This is a genomic window from Sinorhizobium sp., assembly GCF_059070375.1.
In genome coordinates, this window is record NZ_JCACWC010000003.1 from 658,702 (window position 1) to 680,142 (window position 21,441).

The window sequence follows — 21,441 nt, forward strand, 5'->3', positions numbered from 1 at the left end:
GGAGGAGAGAAAAACGATGAAAGTCCTAAAATCATTGATGGTTACGGCCGCCGTCGCCGTGGCGCTGATGGCAAACGCCGCTCATGCGGAGAACAAGAAGATCGCCCTTGTCGTCAAGGCATTGGGCATCGGCTTCTTCGAAGCGGCCAACAAGGGCGCTCAGGAAGCGGCCAAGGAACTCGGCGACGTCGAGATCATCTATACCGGCCCGACCTCGACGACGGCCGAAGGCCAGATCGAAGTGATCAACTCGCTGATCGCCCAGAAAGTCGATGCGATCGCGGTTTCTGCCAACGACACGGACGCGCTCGTCCCCGCGCTGAAGAAGGCGATGGACCGCGGCATCAAAGTCATCTCCTGGGATTCGGGTGTGGCCAAGGAAGGCCGCCTGATGCATCTCAACCCGTCCTCGAGCCCGCTGATCGGCAACATGATCATCAAGCTCGCCGCCGACAATCTGCCCGAAGGCGGCGACGTCGCAGTGCTCTCGGCCTCCGCAACGGCGACCAACCAGAATACGTGGATCGCCGAAATGAAGAAGGTCCAGGGCAACTACAAGGGCATCAATGTGGTCGCCACCGTCTATGGCGACGACCTGGCCGACAAGTCCTATCGCGAGACGCAAGGGCTCATCCAGTCCCATCCGAACCTGAAGGCCATCATAGCGCCGACCTCCGTCGGCATCGTCGCCGCGGCGCAGGCCGTGACCGACGCCGGCAAGATCGGCCAGATCAACGTCACCGGTCTGGGCCTTCCCTCCGAAATGGCCGGACACGTGAAGTCCGGCGCCTCGAAGTCCTTCGCCATCTGGAATCCGATCGACCTCGGCTATTCGGCAACGATGATCGCCTACGACCTCATCAACGGTGCCGAAGCCAAGCCCGGCGCGGAACTCAAGATGGGCCGCATGGGCACGGTCAAGCTCGACGAGAACAACGAAGGCGCCATGGCCGACCCGTTCGTCTATGATGCCTCGAACGTCGAGGAATTCGCGAAGATCTTCTGATCGTCACCAGGAGGCGGCGTCCGCCCCTCATCCGGCCTGCCGGCCACCTTCTCCCCGTTCTGACGGGGAGAAGCGACGTGCGGCAATCTTCTCCTATCCCTCTCCCCGCGAGCGGAAAGAGGGATAGGGACAGGATGAGGGGCAGCCTCATGCGATCGAGGACCTGGCCGCCCTCCAATTGAAACGACTGAACTGGTGGATCCACTCTTGTTGCAGGACACAACCACATCGCGGATGAAGCCCGCCATTGCGCTTGAGGGCATATCGAAGTCCTTTCCGGGCGTGCGCGCTCTTTCCGATGTCTCGCTCGCCCTCTATCCCGGTTCGGTGACGGCGCTCGTCGGCGAGAACGGCGCCGGCAAGTCGACGCTGGTCAAGATACTGACCGGCATCTATCAGCCCGATGCGGGCAGCATCCGGCTCGGCGACACGGAGACCATCTTTCCGACCGCCCTTGCTGCGTCCCGCGCCGGGGTCACGGCAATTCATCAGGAGACGGTGCTCTTCGACGAGCTCTCCGTCGCGGAAAACATCTTTCTCGGCCACGCTCCGCGCAACCGGTTCGGTCTCATCGACTGGAAGAAGCTCAACGCCGACGCTCAGGCCCTGTTGCGCCGCGCGGGCGCCGATTTCGACCCGACCATCCGCCTCCGCGATCTCGGCATCGCCAAGAAGCATCTGGTCGCGATCGCCCGGGCGCTCTCGGTCGATGCGCGCGTCGTCATCATGGACGAGCCGACGGCCGCTCTGTCGCACAAGGAAATTCACGAGCTCTACGAACTGATCGAGCGGCTCAAGGCCGACGGCAAGGCCATCCTGTTCATCAGCCACAAATTCGATGAGATATTCCGCATCGCCGACCGCTACACCGTCTTTCGCGACGGAGCGATGGTCGGCGAAGGGCTGATCGCCGACGTCAGCCAGGACGATCTCGTCCGCATGATGGTCGGCCGCGCCGTCGGCTCCGTCTATCCGAAGAAGGAGGTGACGATCGGTCAGCCGGTGCTTACCGTTTCCGGTTATCGCCACCCGACCGAATTCGAGGACATCAACTTCGAACTCAGGCGCGGCGAGATCCTCGGTTTCTATGGCCTTGTCGGCGCCGGGCGTTCGGAATTCATGCAGTCGCTGATCGGCATCACCCGCCCGTCAGCCGGTGCCGTGAAACTCGACGGCGAGGTGCTGGTCATCCGCAGCCCGGCGGAGGCGATCCGCGCCGGCATCGTCTATGTGCCGGAAGAGCGCGGACGGCAGGGAGCGATCATCGGCATGCCGATCTTCCAGAACGTCACGCTGCCCTCGCTTTCACAGACCTCGCGCTCGGGCTTCCTGCGGCTTGCCGAGGAATTCGCGCTGGCGCGCGAATACACCTCCCGCCTCGATCTGCGGGCCGCCGCGCTGGATCAGGACGTCGGCACGCTTTCCGGCGGCAACCAGCAGAAGGTGGTCATCGCCAAGTGGCTCGCCACCCGGCCGAAGGTCATCGTCCTCGACGAGCCGACCAAGGGCATCGACATCGGCTCCAAGGCCGCCGTTCATGCCTTCATGAGCGAGCTTGCGGCGCAAGGTTTGAGCGTCATCATGGTGTCCTCGGAAATTCCCGAGATCATGGGGATGTCGGACCGCGTCATCGTCATGCGCGAGGGGCGCGTCGTCGGAAGATACGAGCGGTCGGAACTGACCGCCGAGAAGCTGGTGCGCGCCGCAGCCGGCATAGAAACGCAAGCCGATGGGAGGGCCGCATGATGGCCAGGCTCCTCAAGAACCGAGAAATCCTGCTCGTCGTCGCGATTGCCGTACTGCTTGCCCTGATCGCCTTGCGCTTTCCGGCTTTCGTGGCTCCTTCCAATCTTGCGCGCGTCTATGGCGACACCTCTATCCTGGTCATTCTGGCGCTGGGGCAGATGGCCGTCATTCTCACGCGCTGCATCGATTTGTCGATGGCGGCCAACCTCGCGCTCTGCGGCATGGTCGCGGCCATGTTGAACAACGCCTTTCCCGACCTGCCGATACCGCTCATCCTTGTTGCCGTCATGGTGCTGGGCGGCTTCCTCGGGGCGATCAACGGCACGTTGGTCTGGAAGCTCGATATTCCCCCGATCGTCGTCACGCTCGGAACGCTGACGATCTATCGCGGCCTGATCTTCGTGCTGACGAACGGCAAGTGGATCAATGCCCATGAGATGAGCGACGCCTTCAAGGCGCTGCCGCGGCTGGATGTGGCCGGCATGCCGGTGCTTTCCTGGCTCTCGCTCGTCATGGTCGCGCTGATGTTCCTGGTCATGGGTCGCACGCCGCTCGGACGCGCCTTCTATGCCGTCGGCGGCAATCCGCACGCAGCCGTCTATACGGGCATCGATGTCGGGCGCACGCGTTTCTTCGCCTATTGCCTCTCGGGCGCGCTTGCGGGCCTGTCGGGCTACCTCTGGGTATCGCGCTATGCGGTCGCCTATGTGGACATCGCGGCCGGCTTCGAGCTCGACATCATCGCGGCCTGTGTCATCGGCGGCATTTCGATTGCCGGCGGCATCGGCTCTGTGGCGGGCGCCGTCCTCGGAGCGCTCTTCCTCGGCGTGATCAAGAACGCCCTGCCGGTCATCAATATCTCGCCCTTCGCACAGCTGGCGATATCCGGAACGGTCATCATCATCGCGGTCGCCGTCAACGCCCGCGCCGAGCGGCGCAAGGGCAGGGTCATTCTCAAGAAAGCGGAGGCGGTCTGATGGCGGACGCGCAAATTTCTTCCCGCCACATTCCCGATCGCCTGCAAGGAGGCGGCGCTCGCCTTCTGAAGAGCTGGGAAGCGCTGCTCTTCGTAGTCGCCGCCGTGATCTTCCTCGGCAATTCGCTGGCGTCGCCCTATTTCCTCGATCCGTGGAACCTGTCCGACGCCACGTTCAACTTCACCGAAAAGGCGATGATCGCCTTCGCCATGGCGCTGGTGATCATCTCCGGCGAGATCGACCTCTCGGTCGCTTCCATAATCGCCCTTGCCTCGACAGCCATGGGCTATGCGGTGCAACTCGGGTTCGGCACACCCGCGCTCGTCGCGACCGGCCTTGGCGTCGGTCTCCTCTGCGGTCTCGTCAACGGGCTCCTGATCACAGGCCTGGGTCTGCCGTCGATCGTGGTGACGATCGGCACCATGAGCCTGTTTCGCGGCCTGTCCTTCATCGTGCTCGGCGACCAGGCCTTTACCGGCTATCCCGAGAGCTTCGCCTGGTTCGGCCAAGGCTATGTCTGGTGGGTTTTCTCCTTCGAGTTCACGCTCTTCGTCGTGCTCGCCGTCATTTACGCAGTCCTGCTGCACAGGACGAATTTCGGCCGTGCCGTCTATGCCATCGGCAACAACCAGACGGCGGCACTCTTTTCCGGCGTGCGAGTCGGGCGGGTCAAGTTCACGCTCTTCCTGCTGACCGGCCTTATGGCCGGGCTCGCCTCCGTCTGCCTCACCTCGCGGCTTGGCTCCACACGGCCCTCGATCGCACTCGGCTGGGAGCTCGAGGTCGTGACCATGGTGGTGCTCGGTGGCGTGAACATTCTCGGCGGCTCCGGCACGATACCCGGGGTCGTGCTGGCGGCGCTGATCATGGGCATGGTCACTTTCGGCTTCGGCCTCCTGAACGTGCCCGGCATCGTCATGTCGATCTTCATCGGCCTGCTCCTGATTTCGGTGATCGCGCTGCCGATTCTCTGGCAGCGCGCCCGCCGCCGTTCCGTTCGTTGAGATGCAAGTCATGGAAAAATACGCCTTCCGCATGCGACTCCATCCCGGCAAGGCCGCCGAATACCAGGCGCGTCACGACGCGATCTGGCCGGAGTTGGTCACGCTCCTGAAGGACGCCGGTGTCTCCGATTATTCGATCCACCTCGATGAGGAGAACGGCCTGCTCTTCGGCGTCCTCTGGCGTTCGGACGATCACAGGATGGCCGATCTGCCGTCGCACCCGGTGATGCGTAAATGGTGGGCCCATATGGCTGATATCATGGAGACCCGCGCCGACAACGAGCCGGTCGCCGTGCCGCTCAAAACCGTCTTCCACCTCAAATGATGATGAAAACCGTCGCCGTCATCGATATCGGCAAGACAAACGCCAAGGTCGCACTCGTCGATCTCGAGCGCTTCGAGGAAGTCGCCGTTCGCAAAGCCGGCAATGGTGTCAGCGCTGACGGGCTTTACCCGCATTTCGACACCGAGCGCCTCTGGCGTTTCATTCTCGACAGTCTGGCCGCGCTTCACGGGGAGCACCCGGTGGATGCGATTTCGGTGACCACGCACGGCGCGACCGCCGTGCTGCTCGATGAAGCGGGCGAGCTCGCCTTGCCGGTTCTGGACTATGAATTCGCCGGTCCGGATGCGCTCGCGGAGGAATACGAGAAGGCGCGCCCTCTCTTCACGGAGACCGGTTCGGCGCGCCTGCCGATGGGTCTCAATGTCGGCGCTCAGCTCTTCTGGCAGCAGCGCATGTTTCCGGAGCATTTCGCCCGCGTCGCGACGATCCTCACCTATGCGCAATATTGGTCCTACCGGCTGACGGGGGTCAGGACGAGCGAGTTGACCTCGCTCGGCTGCCATACCGATCTCTGGAATCCGAAGGCGGCAACCTTCTCGTCGATGGTCGATGAGCAGGGCTGGCGCTCTCTTTTCGCGCCGGTGCGAAGGGCGGGCGACGTGCTTGGTCCCCTGCTTCGGCAGGTTGCCGATGAGACGGGCCTGCCGCCGGAAACGCCGGTCCACTGCGGCATTCACGATTCGAACGCCTCGCTGCTGCCGCATCTCATTACGCGCCAGGCGCCGTTCTCAGTAGTCTCGACCGGAACCTGGGTTGTGATGCTCGCCGTCGGCGCCGTTCCCGTGAAACTCGACGAGCGGCGCGACACGCTCATCAACGTCAACGCACTCGGTGATCCGGTGCCTTCGGCCCGCTTCATGGGCGGGCGCGCCTATTCCCTGCTGATCGGCGACGATCCGCCGCCGGCCTCGCCCGAGGCCGAAGCCCGTGTCCTGGAACAAGGGCATATGCTGCTGCCGTCGCTGCCGGGTGGTTCGGGGCCGTTTCCGGCTGCGCGCCCCTGCTGGACGACGGACGAAGGCAAGCTCGCTGCCGCCGAACGGCTCGCCGTCGTCTCTTTTCATCTTGCACTGATGACGGCGACCTGCCTCGATCTGATCGGGGCAAGGGGCGAGATCCTGGTCGAGGGGCCGTTTGCCTTGAACGACGCCTATCTGAGGATGCTTGCCGCCGCCACCGGCCGGCCTGTGCTTGCCAACAGGCTGAACAGCACGGGAACGAGCCTCGGCGCCGCCTGCCTCGTTGCGGGCGCCCGCGTCAGGACGGGGACCGCGCCGATACCGGCCGCAAATCCGGACGCCTGTGCGGCTTATGCCGAGACATGGCGCCGGCGCACTGCTGCGCATGTCCGGAGTGATCCGTAAAGGAATTTCAGAAGACGGACGTTCTGCTCGCTGCGCGGCCATACTCAAGGTTGACGACGATCGATATCGCTGCCATTGCGAGCGTTGCGGTGATGATGGCGCCTATTCCAAGAACAATCATTGTTCACGTCCCGTGGCGCACCGTCATGATGCCGCCCATTGCTTGAAGATGCTACTCAACGCGTAGTTCGCGCCATCACACCTGCATGTTCTGAATCGCAGCCGACACCAGGAACATGCAGCACTTCAAATGCTATAGCGACCACTGCCCGTCCGATGGGAGACGCATGACGCTGTATGCTTCGATACTGAACGGCAGGCAGATCCGCAATTCTAAACTCTCATCATTGAAAACCTGTGGCTGCGTTCAAAGAAAACGTTGCATCGCTAGCGGACGGCAAAGCTCCGGTTGAATTTTAGCGATTCCGGTTAGGAGGCATGAGGCATTAACTTTCAAGCAAGGAATTAACCATAAACATGGTCCAGCACGTCGGAATAGGAAGTCTCTACTTCTCCTCAAGGCATGATGCCGCACCGCCGTACCGGTTTCGGTCCGGTATCCACTTTCATTGAAATCACTGTGGGACGGACGATGGCGGGCGCTTCCGGGCGCGCTGCTCTATCGGGTGGGCGTGACCGGCCGCCGGCGGCGACCCTCCCCAGCAGATTTCGAATGCGGGACGTATCAGCAGCCGGGGACCAGGGTGAAACAGGAAGCGTCAGAACAGGCGAGAAAGGGCCAGGCGGGCAGCCTGCTGGAACGCCTGCGCTTTGCCGGTCTCGACGAGGATGCCTGCGCGCTGCTGCGCGATCACCGCCAGGCTCTTTCGCCACGCATCGACCTGGCGTTGCGCGCCCTCTCGCACCGCCTGCAGGCGAGCCCCGACGCGGCGCGGCACTTCGACAGCGACCGCCAGATCGACCGCCTGCACGATCTTCAATCGTCACACTGGAACGTGCTCACAGATGCGCGTTTCGACGGACTTTATGCGGAGCGCGTAAAGGTCCTCGCCGATACCGAAAGCCGCATGGGTCTCGACCCGCGCTGGCAGATCGCAAGTCATGCGATCGTGCTCGAGCACCTTATCCTCGGTGCGATCGAGGATGCCTGGCCGAAATCGATCCTCTCCCTCGGCAAGGCACGCAGGAAAGAACTCCGCGATCTCGTCGCCGCTCTCGTGCGCACTGCCTTCGTCGATACGGAGATTGCAGTCTCGCTGCGTTTCAACGCGCTGCGCCAGCAGCACCAGCGGCAGCTTTCGGAGCAGCGCCGGGACGACGAAAGCGAGTTGAAGACACTCTTCTCGGATTTTCTTCGGGCTATCGGGGAGGGCGACCTGACCGCGCGTCTTCCGGAAGATGCGCCGGATGCCTACCAGCCGATCGTGGCAGGCCTCAACACGGCATTGGGCCAGATCAGGGATGCGCTGCTTGCGGCCGACAAACGCGCCACGGCGGCCGAGGCCATCGTCTCGGAGCTGCGCGGCAGTGCCGCCGAATTCTCGGGCAATGCCGGCGCAGAAGCGAAAGCCATCGACCAGCATCTCGTGAGCCTCGGCACCGTAACCGAGCGGATTCGCACCGGATCGATCCGGATCGCCGAGACCGAGACCAAGGCAGGCGAGACGCGGATCGCCGTGGAACGCAGCGGCGAGATCGCCGGTCAGGCGATCTCTGCCATGGCGGACATCGAGGCTTCCGCCGAGAAGATTGGTCAGATCATCGGCGTGATCGACGAGATCGCCTTCCAGACCAATCTCCTGGCCCTCAACGCAGGAATCGAGGCCGCAAGGGCGGGCGAAAGCGGCCGCGGTTTCGCGGTCGTCGCGCAGGAGGTGCGTGCGCTCGCGCAACGCTCCGGCGAAGCGGCGCGCGAGATCAAGCAACTCGTGACCGGAACCAAGGGCCAGGTCGTGGCCGGGGTCGAGATCGTCGGCCGGACACAGCACGCGATCAGCAGCATCGCCGAACAGGTAATCTCCATAAACGAGGCCGTCACCGGCATTGCCCGCGAGGCCGAATGTCAGGTGAGCGATCTTGCCTCCGCAACATCGGAAATCGACGGGATCGCGCGGGCGATGAACCGAAACGCCGCACTCGGGGGCGCGGCACTCGCATCGGCCGACGATCTTCACGGTGTCATCGTGGAGCTGGGCGAGACCGTCCGTCGCTTTCATCTCGACCGTCAGGCGAGATCGGCCGCGAGCTTCGCCCCGCGGATGAGGATAGAAGCGCCGGAAGACGAGACGACGAGCCCGTTCGTCGAAGTCACTTCCGAACGTCATCTGGCCGGATGGCGGCGCTAGCAGGGCATGTCAAGCGAGGGAAAAATGGCCAGCAGAAACTCCGCACGAAATACGCTGAAGCTCGCTCCGGTATTGGACCTGAACGAGGCAACGGTGCTGCATGAAAGCCTCCTGGCACTGAAAGGCGGCGCCGTGGCGATCGACGCGTCCGCCGTCGAGCGCGTCGGGGCGCTTTGTGTCCAGGTGCTCATGGCCGCCGCGAGAAGCTGGGAAGCGGATCGCTTGTCTTTCACCTTTGCCGAGGTGTCCGACGCTTTCATCAAGACGACACAGCTCATCGGGGCGGACATCGGTCCCCTGATGGCAAAGGAGATTTGAGCAATGAAGAAGAGAGTTCTGACTGTCGACGATTCCCGGACGATCCGGAACATGCTTCTCGTCACCCTCAACAATGCCGGATTCGAAACGATCCAGGCGGAGGATGGCGTCGAGGGCCTCGAGAAGCTCGACACGGCCAACCCCGACGTGATCGTAACGGACATCAACATGCCGCGCCTCGACGGCTTCGGCTTCATCGAGGGTGTGCGCAAGAACGATCGCTACCGTGCGGTGCCGATCCTCGTGCTGACCACCGAGAGCGATGCGGACAAGAAGAACCGTGCGCGGCAGGCGGGCGCCACCGGCTGGATCGTCAAACCGTTCGACCCGACCAAGCTGATCGATGCCATCGAGCGCGTAACGGCCTGAATTCCGGGGACAGCCATCCAATGGACATGAACGAAATCAAAGAGATTTTCTTCCAGGAATGCGAGGAGCAACTCGCGGAACTGGAATCGGGTCTCCTCAAGCTCAATGACGGCGATCGCGATCCGGAAACGGTGAATGCCGTTTTCCGTGCGGTCCATTCCATCAAGGGTGGCGCCGGCGCCTTCGGGCTCGACGATCTCGTCTCCTTCGCGCATGTGTTCGAGACGACGCTCGATTGCGTTCGATCCAACAGGCTGGAACCCAATCAGGACGTTCTGAAAGTCATGCTGAGATCGGCGGACGTGCTTGCCGATCTCACCAACGCCGCCCGTGACGGCGGCGGCGTCGACGAGGCGCGCAGCCGGCAACTGATCAAGGAACTCGAAGCACTCGCCAACGGCGAATTGCCGCAAGCCGCCGCCGAATCCGCGCCGAAGACGGCGCCGGTCGGCATTGCCCCGGCTGCTCCGGCCGTCAACGAGGAAGGCTTCCAGCCGGTTGCCTTCTCCTTTGACGATTTCGAGACAGGCGACGAGCCGACGATCGAACCGTCCACCTATGAGATCGTCTTCAAGCCCAAGTCGGATCTTTATTCCAAGGGCAACGACGCCACGCTGCTCCTGCGCGATCTCTCGCGCCTCGGCGAAATGAGCATCCATTGCGAGATGGACACTCTGCCGCCGCTGGACCGGATGAATCCGGAGGAGGCCTATTTCTCCTGGAAGGTTTCGCTCAAGACCGACCAGGGCGAAGAGGCGATCCGCTCCGTATTCGAATTCGCCGAGTGGGATTGCGACCTCGACGTCGCGCTTGCCGGCGGTATGGTCGGGATGGACGAGGACCTGCCGATGCAGCCCGTCCCCTTCGACCTTTCGATCCTCGATGAGGAAGCCCAGGCGCCTGCCGGGCAAGAGAACCGCGCCGCCACCAGCGAGGGCGACCCCCGGAATGCGGCCGTCGCGGCGGCGCAGACGGCGAGCAACGTCCTGCAAATGGCGCAGTCTACGGCGCGCGTCTCCCCGGAGAATGCCCGCAATTCCCAGTCGGCATCGGCGGCACAGGCTGCCGCCCAGCAGGCCGCTTCCGCCGCGACCCCGACCATTCGCGTCGATCTCGATCGGGTCGACCGCCTGATCAATCTCGTCGGGGAACTCGTCATCAACCAGGCGATGCTGTCGCAGAGCGTGATCGAAAACGACACCAACGGCACGTCGTCGATCAATATGGGCCTGGAGGAACTGCAGCAGCTTACGCGCGAAATCCAGGACAGCGTCATGGCGATCCGCGCGCAGCCGGTCAAGCCGGTCTTCCAGCGCATGTCCCGCATCGTCCGCGAAATCGCCGACATGACCGGCAAGTCCGTCCGTCTCATCACCGAGGGTGAAAATACGGAAGTCGACAAGACGGTGATCGACAAGCTCGCCGAGCCGCTCACGCACATGATCCGCAACGCGGTCGATCACGGTCTCGAGACGCCCGAAAAACGGGTTGCCGCGGGCAAGAACCCGGAAGGAACGGTGCGGCTGACGGCCAAGCACCGCTCCGGCCGCATCGTCATCGAGCTTGCAGACGACGGCGCCGGCATCAATCGCGAGAAGGTGCGCCAGAAGGCGATCGACAACGATCTCATTGCCGCGGACGCAAACCTTTCGGACGAGGAGGTCGACAACCTGATCTTCCACGCGGGTTTCTCCACGGCCGACAAGATCTCCGACATTTCCGGCCGCGGTGTCGGCATGGATGTCGTCAAGCGCTCCATCCAGGCACTCGGCGGCCGCATCAACATCTCTTCGAAGCCGGGCCAGGGCTCGATCTTCACCATGAGCCTGCCGCTGACGCTCGCCGTCCTCGACGGCATGGTGGTGACCGTCGCCAACCAGACGCTCGTCGTGCCGCTGACGGCAATCGTCGAGACGCTGCAGCCGGAGGCCTCCGCGATTCACAGCTTCGGGTCCAGCCAGCGGCTGATCTCGATCCGCGACTCCTTCTGCCCGCTGGTGGATGTGGGCCGCATCCTTAACTTTCGCGGGGCACAGGCCAACCCGGTCGAAGGTGTGGCGCTTCTCGTCGAATCCGAAGGCGGCGGCCAGCGCGCGTTGATGGTCGATGCCATCCAGGGCCAGCGCCAGGTGGTGATCAAGAGCCTCGAAGCCAACTACACGCATGTGCCCGGCATCGCCGCGGCCACCATTCTCGGCGACGGGCGCGTGGCACTCATCCTCGATGTCGACGCCATCGTTGCTGCGTCGCGCGGGCAATCCCTGAAACCCGAAATGTCTCTTGCTGCCGCCGGATAATCCCCATGACCAATGCCGCAAAACATCTGACCAGTGGGGGACGGGAGCTGATCGCCTTCCGCGTCGGCGACCAGGAATTCTGCGTCAACATCATGTCGGTGCGCGAAATTCGCGGATGGACGCCGGCGACCCCCATGCCGCATGCGCCCGCCTGCGTGCTCGGGGTCATCAATCTGCGCGGCGCCGTGCTGCCGATCGTCGATTTCTCCGCCCGGCTAGGCATGAAGGCGGCCGAGCCGACGGTTCGGCACGTGATCATCGTCGCACAGGTCAACAGCAGGGTGGTCGGCCTGCTGGTCGACGCCGTTTCCGACATTCTCACCGTCTCCGACCGCGATATTCAGCCGACACCGGACATCGCGTCCGATTTCGAGCGGAGTTTCGCACGTGGCGTGTTGGCTATAGAGGGGCGCATGATCTGCCTCGTAGAGCTCGACTCGGTCTTCCCGAGCGAGGAAAGGGAGGCGGCATGAGGGTCCGGGCCAACATCGATCAGAGTCCGTATCCGGAGGAATGTCTCGCGAGCGGAGAATATCCGCTGACCCGCCGCGATCTTACCGAGATCGCCGCGATGATCTACGCGGATGCCGGCATCTATCTCAACGAATCGAAGGCATCGCTCGTCTATTCGCGGCTTTCGAAGCATATCCGCAATCTCGGACTGAAGGGGTTCCGCGAATACTGCCAGCTCGTCGCTTCGCCTGCCGGGGCGGCGGCGCGCCGCGACATGCTTTCGCATCTCACGACGAATTTCACCCGCTTTTTCCGCGAGAACCATCATTTCGAGCACCTGAAAACAGACGTTTTGCCGGGTCTCATCGCCCGCGCGAAGAACGGCGGTCGCGTTCGCATCTGGTCTGCGGCGTGTTCGGATGGCCAGGAGCCCTATTCGATGGCGCTGACGGTGCTGTCGCTGCTGCCCAATGCCGCGGACTACGACTTTCGCATCCTCGCGACCGATATCGACCCGAAGATCCTGGCGCTGGCGCGGGCCGGCGCCTACGACGCGACGGCGATCGAGACGGTGAACCCTGCCATGCGCAAGCAATGGTTCAGCGAGGTCGAAGTCGGCGGCCGCCGCAAGTGGCAGGTCGACGATCGCGTCAAGCGGCTGATCACCTTCAACGAGCTCAACCTGATGGCGCAGTGGCCGCTCAAGGGGCCGTTCGACGTGATCTTCTGCCGCAACGTCGTGATCTATTTCGACGAGCCGACGCAGATGAAGATCTGGTCGCGCTTCGCCGGCGTGCTGGACAATGGCGGGCACCTCTATATCGGCCACTCGGAACGTGTGTCGGGGGATGCAAAGGCGCTCTTCGACAATATCGGCATCACGACCTATCGCCACACCGGCAAGTTCCACGGAGGTCGGGCATGAGCACTCCCGCACGTGTTCTCGTCGTCGACGACTCGGCCACCATGCGCGGCCTCATCTCCGCCGTGCTCAATGCCGATCCGGACATTACGGTCGTCGGTCAGGCTGCCGACGCGCTCGAGGCGCGCCAGGCGATCAAGCAGCTCGACCCCGATGTCGTGACCCTCGACATCGAGATGCCGAATATGAACGGCCTCGAATTCCTCGACAAGATCATGCGGCTGAGGCCCATGCCGGTGATCATGGTCTCGACGCTGACGCATAGGGGCGCGGAAGCCACGATCGCCGCGCTCGAGATCGGCGCCTTCGACTGCGTCAGCAAGCCGCAGCAAGGGGATCCGCATCCGTTCCGCGATCTCGCCGACAAGGTCAAGGCGGCCGCGCGTTCGCAGCGCAAGTCCATGATCACCAGCAACAGGGCGGCCGCGCCGGCGGTGACAGCCGTTTCCGACTACCGGGCAGGGCGCAAGATCGTCGCGATGGGAGCTTCGACCGGCGGGGTCGAGGCTCTGATCACGGTCCTGCAGAAATTCCCGGCGAATTGCCCGCCGACGGTGATCACGCAGCACATGCCGCACACCTTCACGAAGAGCTTCGCCGAGCGGCTGAACCGGCTTTGCGCCCCCACGGTCCAGGAGGCGACGGATGGCGCGCGGCTCGAGGTCGGAAAGGTCTACCTGGCGCCCGGCGGCGAACGGCATCTTGAGGTGCATAATGCCGCCGCGCCCTGCTGCCGCCTGGTGGATCAGCCGGCGGTCAACGGACATCGACCCTCGGTCGACGTGCTGTTCGGTTCCGTCGCCGAACTGGCGGGCCGCAACGCCGTCGGGGTGATTCTTACCGGAATGGGCCGCGATGGCGCCGCCGGTCTTCTGAAATTGCGGCATGCCGGGGCACGCACCTTCGGTCAGAACGAAAAGACCTGTGTCGTCTACGGCATGCCGCGCGTCGCCTATGAATTGGGCGCGGTCGAAACGCAGCTCCCCCTCGGATCGATCGGGGAGGAGATTTTGAAGACGGCGGCAGCCCGAAAAGAAGGAATCGAATAATGTCTCTCGCCGAAAAGATAAAAGTTCTGATCGTCGACGATCAGGTCACGAGTCGTCTGCTCTTGGGCGACGCACTGCAGCAGCTCGGCTTCAAGCAGATCACCGCAGCCGGTGACGGGGAACAGGGCATGAAGATCATGGCTCAGAATCCCCATCATCTGGTCATCTCCGATTTCAACATGCCTAAAATGGATGGGCTCGGCCTGCTCCAGGCGGTACGTGCGAACCCGGCCACGAAGAAGGCGGCCTTCATCATCCTCACGGCACAGGGCGACCGCGCCCTGGTGCAGAAGGCGGCTGCGCTCGGCGCCAACAACGTGCTGGCCAAGCCGTTCACGATCGAAAAGATGAAAGCCGCGATCGAGGCCGTGTTCGGGGCGCTGAAATGAACACCGAGGCTGCCGGCAGGCGCGTTCATGTCATTCAGGGCGAGTTCAAGGTCGTCAACGATCCGGATATCGTGCTTTCGACCATTCTCGGCTCCTGCGTGGCCGCCTGCATGCGCGATCCGGTGGCCGGCGTCGGCGGCATGAATCACTTCCTGCTGCCGGGATCGGCGACCTCGCCGAGCTCCGGCGCGGACGCCACGCGCTACGGCGTGCACCTGATGGAGCTTCTCATCAACGGCCTCCTGAAGCAGGGGGCGCGGCGCGACCGGCTGGAGGCGAAGATCTTCGGCGGCGCCAGGACGATTGCGCGTTTCTCGAACGTCGGCGAGCAGAATGCCGCCTTCGCGCGTCAGTTCCTGATGGACGAGGGTATCCGCATCGTCGGCGAAAGCACCGGCGGCGACCACGGACGCAAGCTCGAATACTGGCCGTCGTCCGGGCGCGCGCGCCAATATGCGCTGACGGGCGTGGAGGCACAGCGGGCGCTTCAGATGGACCAGCGGCCCGCCGTGCCGAAGCCGGCCGAAAGCTCCATCGAATTCTTCTGATCATACCGGCCGAGGCCACGTGAGGAAACAATGCAGAAAGACCACAACCAGCCTCACGCGGAAGAATCTCTGCCGGACGTGCTGATGCGCGTCGTCACGGAGCTCCACGATGTCGCTTATCTGATCGAGCGCATAGAGCCTCAACTCATGAGCGACGACGGCGCCGGCGCGGACAGGATCATGGTGCTGCAGGGCATCGACCTTGCGGTGCAGAAGACGCGCGGGCTCGCCGAGTTCATCGATACCATCACCGCCTCCATTCCCGACACCTGCCTGGTCGACGTCACCACCGCAGTCAGCCTCGTCAAGCTTGCCGACATGAAGAAAGCGCTCGGCAGCGGCATTCTCCGGCATGGGCATTCGCAGCCGCTGACCAAGGCGGCCGGCGACTTCGAGGCCTTCTGAGGGGCGCCGTCGCAGAGGAGTGCCCCTTCCTTCGGGTCGCACCCGGGTTTAACCCCAGGGCTAACCCTCTCCCGACTGGCGGACGAGGGGGGCCGCGCGATCGGGACGGTGCGCTGCGCGACAGTTCGCCGATACCTGACCTTTCGCCAAGTTCGCGCAAGTTTCGTGTCCTAGCTTCGCTTCCGGGGCTGGTAGATTCGCGGCTAATGCAGAACGGCTGAGCGCAAGCCGTTTTCCAGCAAACCCGAATGTTGGATCTGCGCAGGGTACCGACCGGATAATCGGAGCGGATGCCTTGCGATACTGGGTGCGGAAACAGAATGAATCTGTTCGATCAATTCTCGATGTTCACGAAAAATCTGAGCGATCTCGGACAAGGAAAGCTCATCGCGCTTGCCGTGGCCGGCGTCGTGGCGATCGGCTTCGTCCTCGGTGCCGGTATCTATGTGAACCGGCCGTCCTTCGAGACGCTCTATGTCGGTCTCGAACGCAGCGATGTCACCCAGATCAGCATTGCGCTAGCAGAGGCCAACGTCGACTTCGAAGTCGGCACCGACGGCGGCAGCATCCAGGTGCCCGTGGGCATGACCGGCAAGGCCCGTCTGCTGCTTGCCGAGCGCGGCCTGCCGAGCAGCGCCAATGCCGGTTACGAGCTCTTCGACAATGTCGGTTCGCTCGGGCTCACGTCCTTCATGCAGGAAGTGACCCGCGTTCGGGCGCTCGAGGGCGAAATCGCCCGCACGATCCAGCAGATCTCCGGCATCGCCGCCGCACGCGTCCACATCGTCATGCCGGAGCGCGGCAGCTTCCGCAAGGCCGAGCAGACGCCGACGGCCTCGGTCATGATACGGGCAAGCGCCACGGTCGGCCGCGGCGCCGCGTCCTCGATCCGGCATCTGGTCGCGTCGTCCGTGCCGGGCCTCGATGTCGACGACGTCACCGTCCTCGATTCGACCGGCCAACTGCTCGCATCCGGCGACGACCCGTCGAACAGCGCGCTCAATCAGTCACTCGGCGTCGTCCAGAACGTTCAGTCCGATCTCGAAAAGAAGATCGACAATGCGCTGGCGCCATTCCTCGGGATGGACAATTTCCGCACCAGCGTCACCGCCAGGCTCAACACCGATGCGCAGCAGATTCAGGAGACGGTCTTCGATCCGGAATCGCGCGTCGAGCGCTCGACGCGCGTGATCAAGGAAGAGCAGAAGTCCAGCCAGCAACAGCCGGACAATGCCGCGACGGTCCAGCAGAACGTCCCCCAGGCCGCCCCGCGCGGCGGAGCCGGTCAGCAGTCGAGCGACGAGGCGGAGAAGAAGGAAGAGCAGACGAATTACGAGATCAACAGCAAGACGATCGCCACCGTCAAGAACAGCTATTCGATCGAGCGGCTGTCGATCGCGGTCGTCGTCAATCGCGGGCGCCTCGCGGCCATGGCTGGCGAACCGGCGGATCAGGCGAAGATCGATGCCTATCTGCAGGAGATGCAGAAGATCGTTTCCTCTGCCGCCGGGATAGATCCGGGCCGCGGCGACGTCGTGACGTTGAACGCCATGGATTTCGTGGAGACACAGCTCCTCGACCAGGCGGTGCCGGGTCCGGGGATCATGGAAATGCTGACGCGCAACCTCGGCGGCATCATCAACGCGCTCGCCTTCGTCGCAGTCGCTTTCCTGGTCGTGTGGTTCGGGATGCGGCCGCTTGCCCGCCAGCTGGGCTTCGGTGGCCAGGCGGGCAAGCTTGAAGGCGAAGCCGCAGGGCTCGAACTGCCGGACTTCTCGCCCGCCGGCGCCGGCGCAGGGGGTGCCCTCATGGAGGGGTTCGGCTCCGATTTCGGCTTCGACGGCGGCGACGATCTGCTCAATCTCGGCGACGAGGCGGGCTTCAACCGCCGCGTCAAGGAAGGGCCGGAGCGGCGTCTCGCCCGGATGGTCGAGATCAGCGAAGAGCGGGCGGCGAAGATCCTGCGAAAATGGGCGGTCGATCGGGCGGCGTGAAAAATGCCGGCGGAAACCTGAACTGGAACGAAGTCCCGCCCAACAGGCGGGACTTTGCCTATTGCGCGCGCCTCGCTCCGGCCCGCGCCGGCGCAAGGGCCTTCCGAGAGTATTGGCGAGTCTAGCTCCGGCTGGCGACGACATGGCGGAGTCCGGTCAAAGAATCCGCCCCTCGTCATGGACTCCGTCAGATGGCCGTCGGCAAATTTAAACCAATTTTTAATTAATTTAGATTCGCACGCCGCTTTCCGTGCTGCGGCTCGCACAAACAGTTACTCCGCGTTGTTTGCGGGTTCCGGAGGAATATTGAAATATATATTCGAAAAGGTGGAATATAATTTCAAGCACAGACTTTCCGCATTCCCGGCGTTGCTGTCATTGAGCCCGCCAGGATTTGATGCATTTCGGCAACATTCCCCGGCTTAAAGTAAGTCTTGGATGAACAGTTGAGGCGTCCCGAAAGCAACCGATCTGCAACGAAAGGGCGAGCTCCCGTCCTATGTCACGGATTTTCAACCGCGCAGCCACAAACAACGATCGCAGGATGGCGTTTATTATCAACAACTTGATTAGAGAATTGGTCGGAGTGGAAGCGTGACCGGCCGCCCACCGGCTCACGCATACGTGAATGGCTCAAGGCAGGGTTGGCAAGTAATCCCGCAACAGGACGCCCTGTCTTTTTGGGGGCAGCGATGTACAGTTTAGCAATTGATTCGCGTCCTGATGCTCGCTTGGTGGCAAGAATACCGGCGAAGCCGGCTGTCGGGGACGACAGGGCAAGCGTGACATTCCAGGGCGTCGAATCCGGCACGGGGGCTGAGTGTTATGGAAATGTCGCGGTCGGACGCAGTCTGGTCTTCGGAGACCGCTGCTCCGCGGGTTTGTGGACGCAAAATATCAAGGGAGCAACTGATCCGAAGGCTTGGGGAAGTGGCCTCGGGCACGGGACTCGGCAACGGATTGGCAGCGCTGACGGAATATGTCGGCGCAACCCATTACCTTCTCGCCCGGCAGGATGTTTCGCAGGACGGCGGACTTGATTTTGTCGTCTGTTCCGACTGGCCGTTCGACATCGTTCGGCGTCTTTCGGGCATTATCGCCGGGCTCCATGCGAAGAGCACCGAACTGGAAAAGTGCCTCGCCCAACTGCAGCCGGCCTTCCATACGATGCCCGACGATATCGGTCTGCCGCGCGGGGTTAGCCGGAGCTATTGCGCCGTGACCTTCAGCGTAGGGCGCACGCGGTTCTCCTTGATGCTGCTCTTCCCGGAGGACGTGATCCTCTCCCAGGAGGCGCTGCGCGACATCGCGGTGCTTGCCGGCTATGTCGCCAGTCACAAGATCAAGGCCGATGTGCGCCACGACCGGGAATGCGAACTGACCGAGCGCGAGCTCGAATGTCTGTTCTGGATTGCCGAAGGCAAGACGAGCGATGAGATCGCCGTCATACTCGGGATCTCCCGCAACACGATCAACAACTACATCACCAGTGTAATGCGCAAGACCGCGACGCGAACGCGGTCGGAAGCGATCGCCCACGCCGTGCGCAACAATCTGGTTTAGGAGCGGTGACGATGGCTTATCTCGTGACGCAGGATCGTGACGACGCCGGCCGGTCGGGTCGCAACGTCCGCGCGGCGCGGGCGGCGACGCTGGTGACGCGCTTGCAGGCCATGCAACGGCAGATCAACGCCAAGAATTTCGCCGTTCTGCGAACGAATGGCAGGGGCGTCCCCGGAACGCGTAAGCTCACCTGCGTCCTCCACAACTGGGGAGCCGCTTGCGAGGAAAACGCGCGTGATCTGATTATTCTCTACGGCGACGAGTTGCTCCAGCATCTCGATCTTTCCCTGCTGCCGGTGCTCTGGAACGGTCAGGGCGAGCATCAGACCGCCGAAGCCTCGGATTTCGGCCCGTTCACGCGCCGGCTGAGAGAGCGCAAGCTTTCCTATTCGGGCATCGCCTTTCCGATAAGGCTCGGCGCGCAGGGCAACGGCTACGTGATTTTCGCCGGCAGCTACCTCGATGTTTCGGGCGAACAGGTCGTCGAGCTGCACGGCCGCAGCGCGCAGATCATGACAGACCTCCTGGCCGCCGACGAGAAGCGCCTGTTCAAGACCGAAGCTTTGAGCGATCGCGAGATCGCCTGCCTGCAAATGGCCGGCGACGGACATATCAGCGAGGAGATCGCCGACAAGATGGGCCTCTCGATACATACGGTGAATGCCTATCTCGGGGCCGCGACGACGAAGCTCGACTCCGTCAACCGGATCCAGGCGATAGCCAAGGCGATCCGCCTTGGCTATATCAGCTAGCCATAGCTAAGGCCTGTCGAGATCCGGAATTCCCACGGCGGCCTGTTCGATTTCCTCAACTCGCCAGCGGCAGCGGATAGGTTTTGACGAACTTCGCCTCTGCCAGGCTCTTGGCGAGAAAGGCCGTGTTCTCGTCCGGATTGCCGGAGGACTGTTGAAAGTTGATGTGGCTGATCTCGATGCCGGCCGTATCGCCCGCGAGCACGAGTCGCGCATAGACCGTCACGCCGCGGGGCTTCAGTTCGAGGTCGAGGATAACCTCCGGGCGACTGTCCCAGTCGAGATTATAGTTGCCGCCGAGGCCGAAGTTCACGGTACCGGGCAGGAAATAGAGCTCTGCCGCCGATTCCACCAAATCGGCGATGCTCGCATAGGACTCGAAGCGCAGGAGCGCGATGAAATCCGCAGCATCGATGAGGCGCAATTCGGTCGCAACCGGACGGATCGCCTCCGCAACTATCTGTTCTCGTTCTTCGGAGAATTGGCACTTTTTCAAGATCATGTCACCCGTCTTTGTTGCGGCTGAGCTGCATAAACCCGGTGAATCAGTTCGGCGACTGCCTTGTAAAACACCGGTGGAATGACACTATCCACCGAGACTTGTGCAAACATGGAGCGTGCAAGCGGCGGATCCTCGAAGACGGGGATGCCGTTCTTCTCCGCAATTTCGCGAATCTTCAGGGCCACCAGGTCCTTTCCCATGGCCACGACGACCGGCGCGTCACTCTCCTCGCGCACATAGCGCAGTGCTACGGCATAGTGGGTCGGATTGGCGATGATCAGGGTTGCGCGCGGAACCGAGGAGATCATCCTCTTGCGGGCACGGTCGCGCTGCATCGATCTGAGCCGCGATTTGACGATCGGGTCGCCCTGCGATTGCTTCAGCTCGTCCTTGACCTCCTGCTTCGTCATCCTGAGCTCCGTGTACCAGTGATGGCGCGTCCAGAAGAGATCGACGATGGCGAGCGTCGCGGTGGCGAAGAGAACGACGATGATGATCTGCTTGAGGTCGGAGATCATCGTCGTGAAGATCGTCACCGGATCGGAGAACATCATGTCGAGCGTGGCGAAATAATCGTTCCAGAGCACGAGGACGACGACGATCGAAACGATGATGATCTTGAACAGCGACTTGCCGAACTCCACCAGCCCCTGAACGCCGTAGATCCGTTTGAAACCGGCCACCGGCGATACCCGGTTCCATTTCGGCTGGATGCGGTCGAGGACCGGCCGCGGCAGGTTCTGGAAGATCGACGACCCGACGCCGAAGAGGATGAGCAGGATGAAAACCGGCAGAACCAGCGCGGCGCATTTCAGAACGACATGCGAAATCAGGGCGACGGCGTCGGTTGCGGTGTCGAGGCGCCAGGCTTCCGGCTGCTCGAAAATGTCCTTCAGCGCCTCGGCCATGTTTGCCGCGCCGTCCGAAAGGAAAAAGACGACGAAAATGTAGATCGCCAGCGTCGAGGCGAAAGCGGTCACCTCACGCGAGAAAGGGACGTTGCCTTTCTCGGTCGCGTCGGAAATCTTCTTTTCCGACGGCGCTTCTGTTTTACTGTCCTTGTCCTGCTCTTCCGCCATGAAACAGCAAGCTCCTCAGCAGGCGACGATCCGAACGACGCTTCCGCTTACC

At 62.7% G+C, this 21,441-nt stretch carries 21 protein-coding genes; 19 read left to right on the top strand and 2 right to left on the bottom strand.

Going from position 1 to position 21,441, the window contains the following annotated elements:
• The first annotated feature begins 16 nt into the window (after positions 1 to 16).
• The 19 genes from rhaS (at position 17) to visR (ending at position 19,808) form a co-directional block, all read left to right on the top strand.
• Complete coding sequence (gene rhaS / locus AC5J09_RS15160) at positions 17 to 1,006, top strand: rhamnose ABC transporter substrate-binding protein (RefSeq protein ID WP_004436001.1); 990 nt, start codon at positions 17 to 19, stop codon at positions 1,004 to 1,006.
• 234 nt (positions 1,007 to 1,240) lie between these two features.
• On the top strand, positions 1,241 to 2,752 hold the full coding sequence (locus AC5J09_RS15165) for a sugar ABC transporter ATP-binding protein (protein WP_494297935.1): 1,512 nt from the start codon (positions 1,241 to 1,243) through the stop codon (positions 2,750 to 2,752).
• Positions 2,749 to 3,729, top strand: coding sequence for an ABC transporter permease (locus tag AC5J09_RS15170; protein ID WP_324762892.1), 981 nt, complete (start codon positions 2,749 to 2,751; stop codon positions 3,727 to 3,729). The genes AC5J09_RS15165 and AC5J09_RS15170 overlap by 4 nt, the downstream gene beginning before the upstream one ends.
• On the top strand, positions 3,729 to 4,733 hold the full coding sequence (locus AC5J09_RS15175) for an ABC transporter permease (protein ID WP_018094197.1): 1,005 nt from the start codon (positions 3,729 to 3,731) through the stop codon (positions 4,731 to 4,733). Before AC5J09_RS15170 ends, AC5J09_RS15175 begins: the two co-directional genes overlap by 1 nt.
• Before the next feature lie 10 nt (positions 4,734 to 4,743).
• Positions 4,744 to 5,058 carry an L-rhamnose mutarotase gene (gene rhaM, locus AC5J09_RS15180; RefSeq protein WP_018094198.1) on the top strand — a complete coding sequence of 105 codons (315 nt, stop codon included), beginning with the start codon at positions 4,744 to 4,746 and terminating at the stop codon, positions 5,056 to 5,058.
• Complete coding sequence (locus tag AC5J09_RS15185; RefSeq protein WP_494297936.1) at positions 5,055 to 6,443, top strand: FGGY-family carbohydrate kinase; 1,389 nt, start codon at positions 5,055 to 5,057, stop codon at positions 6,441 to 6,443. The genes rhaM and AC5J09_RS15185 overlap by 4 nt, the downstream gene beginning before the upstream one ends.
• A gap of 704 nt (positions 6,444 to 7,147) precedes the next feature.
• On the top strand, positions 7,148 to 8,749 hold the full coding sequence (locus tag AC5J09_RS15190; protein ID WP_494297937.1) for a globin-coupled sensor protein: 1,602 nt from the start codon (positions 7,148 to 7,150) through the stop codon (positions 8,747 to 8,749).
• Positions 8,750 to 8,773: 24 nt separating this feature from the next.
• On the top strand, positions 8,774 to 9,067 hold the full coding sequence (locus tag AC5J09_RS15195; protein WP_100669617.1) for an STAS domain-containing protein: 294 nt from the start codon (positions 8,774 to 8,776) through the stop codon (positions 9,065 to 9,067).
• Between the two features lie 3 nt (positions 9,068 to 9,070).
• On the top strand, positions 9,071 to 9,436 hold the full coding sequence (locus tag AC5J09_RS15200) for a response regulator (RefSeq protein ID WP_018094203.1): 366 nt from the start codon (positions 9,071 to 9,073) through the stop codon (positions 9,434 to 9,436).
• A 20-nt stretch (positions 9,437 to 9,456) separates the two neighbouring features.
• On the top strand, positions 9,457 to 11,733 hold the full coding sequence (locus tag AC5J09_RS15205; protein ID WP_324762896.1) for a chemotaxis protein CheA: 2,277 nt from the start codon (positions 9,457 to 9,459) through the stop codon (positions 11,731 to 11,733).
• A gap of 5 nt (positions 11,734 to 11,738) precedes the next feature.
• Positions 11,739 to 12,206, top strand: a complete 468-nt coding sequence (locus AC5J09_RS15210; RefSeq protein WP_100669615.1) for a chemotaxis protein CheW — start codon at positions 11,739 to 11,741, stop codon at positions 12,204 to 12,206.
• Positions 12,203 to 13,111 carry a protein-glutamate O-methyltransferase CheR gene (gene cheR, locus AC5J09_RS15215; RefSeq protein ID WP_494297938.1) on the top strand — a complete coding sequence of 303 codons (909 nt, stop codon included), beginning with the start codon at positions 12,203 to 12,205 and terminating at the stop codon, positions 13,109 to 13,111. Before AC5J09_RS15210 ends, cheR begins: the two co-directional genes overlap by 4 nt.
• A complete protein-coding gene (locus AC5J09_RS15220) occupies positions 13,108 to 14,157 on the top strand; it encodes a protein-glutamate methylesterase/protein-glutamine glutaminase (protein ID WP_494297939.1) in 1,050 nt (349 codons plus the stop codon). The genes cheR and AC5J09_RS15220 overlap by 4 nt, the downstream gene beginning before the upstream one ends.
• Entirely contained in the window at positions 14,157 to 14,546 is a 390-nt protein-coding gene (locus AC5J09_RS15225) for a response regulator (protein WP_003529938.1), read from the top strand. Before AC5J09_RS15220 ends, AC5J09_RS15225 begins: the two co-directional genes overlap by 1 nt.
• Positions 14,543 to 15,094 carry a chemoreceptor glutamine deamidase CheD gene (gene cheD / locus AC5J09_RS15230; RefSeq protein ID WP_018094208.1) on the top strand — a complete coding sequence of 184 codons (552 nt, stop codon included), beginning with the start codon at positions 14,543 to 14,545 and terminating at the stop codon, positions 15,092 to 15,094. Before AC5J09_RS15225 ends, cheD begins: the two co-directional genes overlap by 4 nt.
• Before the next feature lie 30 nt (positions 15,095 to 15,124).
• The gene (gene cheT, locus AC5J09_RS15235; RefSeq protein ID WP_127598117.1) at positions 15,125 to 15,499 is read left to right on the top strand and encodes a chemotaxis protein CheT; all 375 of its coding nucleotides are present in this window, start codon (positions 15,125 to 15,127) and stop codon (positions 15,497 to 15,499) included.
• A 320-nt stretch (positions 15,500 to 15,819) separates the two neighbouring features.
• Positions 15,820 to 17,493: a flagellar basal-body MS-ring/collar protein FliF gene (gene fliF, locus AC5J09_RS15240; protein WP_494297941.1), complete on the top strand. Its 1,674-nt coding sequence runs from the start codon at positions 15,820 to 15,822 to the stop codon at positions 17,491 to 17,493.
• 825 nt (positions 17,494 to 18,318) lie between these two features.
• The gene (gene visN, locus AC5J09_RS15245; RefSeq protein ID WP_437407837.1) at positions 18,319 to 19,056 is read left to right on the top strand and encodes a transcriptional regulator VisN; all 738 of its coding nucleotides are present in this window, start codon (positions 18,319 to 18,321) and stop codon (positions 19,054 to 19,056) included.
• Between the two features lie 11 nt (positions 19,057 to 19,067).
• Entirely contained in the window at positions 19,068 to 19,808 is a 741-nt protein-coding gene (gene visR, locus AC5J09_RS15250) for a transcriptional regulator VisR (protein ID WP_494297943.1), read from the top strand.
• Positions 19,809 to 19,863: 55 nt separating this feature from the next.
• Here visR and AC5J09_RS15255 read toward each other — a convergent pair whose 3' ends face one another.
• Both AC5J09_RS15255 and flhB read right to left on the bottom strand, forming a co-directional pair.
• Positions 19,864 to 20,304 (bottom strand): BspJ family T4SS effector nucleomodulin, encoded by a 441-nt coding sequence (locus tag AC5J09_RS15255; protein ID WP_033047238.1) that lies wholly within the window; start codon positions 20,302 to 20,304, stop codon positions 19,864 to 19,866.
• A 2-nt stretch (positions 20,305 to 20,306) separates the two neighbouring features.
• A complete protein-coding gene (gene flhB / locus AC5J09_RS15260; protein WP_494297944.1) occupies positions 20,307 to 21,389 on the bottom strand; it encodes a flagellar biosynthesis protein FlhB in 1,083 nt (360 codons plus the stop codon).
• Positions 21,390 to 21,441 lie beyond the last annotated feature (52 nt).

Bases quoted from the DNA above. Each gene is read 5' to 3' on its own strand.
- rhaS (WP_004436001.1), top strand. From the start codon at position 17: ATGAAAGTCCTAAAATCATTGATGGTTACGGCCGCCGTCGCCGTGGCG.
- AC5J09_RS15165 (WP_494297935.1), top strand. From the start codon at position 1,241: ATGAAGCCCGCCATTGCGCTTGAGGGCATATCGAAGTCCTTTCCGGGC.
- AC5J09_RS15170 (WP_324762892.1), top strand. From the start codon at position 2,749: ATGATGGCCAGGCTCCTCAAGAACCGAGAAATCCTGCTCGTCGTCGCG.
- AC5J09_RS15175 (WP_018094197.1), top strand. From the start codon at position 3,729: ATGGCGGACGCGCAAATTTCTTCCCGCCACATTCCCGATCGCCTGCAA.
- rhaM (WP_018094198.1), top strand. From the start codon at position 4,744: ATGGAAAAATACGCCTTCCGCATGCGACTCCATCCCGGCAAGGCCGCC.
- AC5J09_RS15185 (WP_494297936.1), top strand. From the start codon at position 5,055: ATGATGATGAAAACCGTCGCCGTCATCGATATCGGCAAGACAAACGCC.
- AC5J09_RS15195 (WP_100669617.1), top strand. From the start codon at position 8,774: ATGGCCAGCAGAAACTCCGCACGAAATACGCTGAAGCTCGCTCCGGTA.
- AC5J09_RS15200 (WP_018094203.1), top strand. From the start codon at position 9,071: ATGAAGAAGAGAGTTCTGACTGTCGACGATTCCCGGACGATCCGGAAC.
- AC5J09_RS15205 (WP_324762896.1), top strand. From the start codon at position 9,457: ATGGACATGAACGAAATCAAAGAGATTTTCTTCCAGGAATGCGAGGAG.
- AC5J09_RS15210 (WP_100669615.1), top strand. From the start codon at position 11,739: ATGACCAATGCCGCAAAACATCTGACCAGTGGGGGACGGGAGCTGATC.
- cheR (WP_494297938.1), top strand. From the start codon at position 12,203: ATGAGGGTCCGGGCCAACATCGATCAGAGTCCGTATCCGGAGGAATGT.
- AC5J09_RS15220 (WP_494297939.1), top strand. From the start codon at position 13,108: ATGAGCACTCCCGCACGTGTTCTCGTCGTCGACGACTCGGCCACCATG.
- AC5J09_RS15225 (WP_003529938.1), top strand. From the start codon at position 14,157: ATGTCTCTCGCCGAAAAGATAAAAGTTCTGATCGTCGACGATCAGGTC.
- cheD (WP_018094208.1), top strand. From the start codon at position 14,543: ATGAACACCGAGGCTGCCGGCAGGCGCGTTCATGTCATTCAGGGCGAG.
- cheT (WP_127598117.1), top strand. From the start codon at position 15,125: ATGCAGAAAGACCACAACCAGCCTCACGCGGAAGAATCTCTGCCGGAC.
- fliF (WP_494297941.1), top strand. From the start codon at position 15,820: ATGAATCTGTTCGATCAATTCTCGATGTTCACGAAAAATCTGAGCGAT.
- visN (WP_437407837.1), top strand. From the start codon at position 18,319: ATGGAAATGTCGCGGTCGGACGCAGTCTGGTCTTCGGAGACCGCTGCT.
- visR (WP_494297943.1), top strand. From the start codon at position 19,068: ATGGCTTATCTCGTGACGCAGGATCGTGACGACGCCGGCCGGTCGGGT.
- flhB (WP_494297944.1), bottom strand. From the start codon at position 21,389: ATGGCGGAAGAGCAGGACAAGGACAGTAAAACAGAAGCGCCGTCGGAA.